The organism is Pseudogemmobacter sonorensis (assembly GCF_042762395.1).
Taxonomy (GTDB): Bacteria; Pseudomonadota; Alphaproteobacteria; order Rhodobacterales; family Rhodobacteraceae; genus Pseudogemmobacter; species Pseudogemmobacter sonorensis.
In genome coordinates, this window is sequence record NZ_JBEFZE010000087.1 from 1 (window position 1) to 1187 (window position 1187).

Annotated in this window: 2 protein-coding genes; both read right to left on the reverse strand. The window is 63.4% G+C overall.

Features of this window, described 5'->3' with window-relative positions; all coding sequences use genetic code 11:
- Positions 1–152 precede the first annotated feature (152 nt).
- Positions 153–467, reverse strand: a complete 315-nt coding sequence (locus ABNX41_RS21825) for a hypothetical protein (protein WP_438671778.1) — start codon at positions 465–467, stop codon at positions 153–155.
- 84 nt (positions 468–551) lie between these two features.
- Positions 552–1151, reverse strand: a complete 600-nt coding sequence (locus ABNX41_RS21830) for a hypothetical protein (RefSeq protein ID WP_438671779.1) — start codon at positions 1149–1151, stop codon at positions 552–554.
- Positions 1152–1187 lie beyond the last annotated feature (36 nt).

Here is a 1187-nt window from a genome sequence, read left to right on the forward strand (position 1 = left end):
GGTGCGGTTTTGGTCGTCGCCCCGCCGCACGGCCTCCATCAGGTCGTTGGACAGCACCGCAGTCATGAAGCTGCCGGGATTGATCCCGCGATCGATGTAGCGTTGCATCCCGTCTCGCATGTGCTCGGGCAGGCGGCTGTAGTTGATCTCCATCACGCAGCCCTTGCCATGGCCGGGGCGCCCGTGGGAGGGGTGGGATCGGTGAACCGGGAGAACGCATAGATGACGTTGCTCTCGACCGGCTCGATCTCCGCACGGCGGGGGAGCCGGATCACGTTGCAGCCATTGCCGAGCGTCACCTTGCGGACATCACCGCTGCGGTAAGCGTCAAAGTCAGCCAGGCGCAGGATGCGGATGGGTTCATTCACCGCAAGGGCATCATCGACGGGGCAGGGGGTGCCGGGAGGGATGATTTCGATGGTCGCGCCCCGCTCACGCGGGAGGATCTGGTATCGCGGGGTATTCATCTGCTTGTCCTTGTTCTGAGGGAGGATTGGTCGAGGCCGGGGCGCTCGGGATGGCAGCCCGGAAGGGGGCTGCTCACCGGAGCGTCAGGCGGCTTCCGTGGTCACTTTTTCATCGATCGGGGCGAATGCGTCGGGGCGTTCCAGGCGGCAGATTTCGAGCAAAATCCCGCGATACGCCTTCCAGAAATGAGCGGAGCGCATGCCATCCATTTCCGCGATCCGACGATCATCGAAGTCAAACCAGTCGGTGATCTTGTGGAACTCGCATCCGATCTGCATGTGCTGATCAATGATCGTTACGCTGTAGCCGCGTCGGCCGCCGATCAGGATCAAGTTGACCGGCGAGACCCGCGCATCGCCGTAGACCTGCGCATTGCCGGAGACCCGCGCATTGCCGTAGACCCGCGCATCGCCGTAGACCTGCGCATCGCCGGAGACCCGCGCATTGCCGTAGACCCGCGCATCGCCGGAGACCCGCGCATTGCCGTAGACCCGCGCATCGCCGGAGACCCACGCATCGCCGGAGACCCACGCATTGCCTTCCTGACCGAGGTTCTTCTCGGCCTCGACAAAGCCGCCATTATCCCCGGCCCTGACCGATCCGAACGAAATCAGCGCCTCGATGCGGTAGAGCGTGCGGCCAAACCACAGCTTGGTTTCGGATGTGAGCTTGTACTTCGCCATCGGCGTTCATCTCCATCAGGGTTTCGGCAGGCTCTC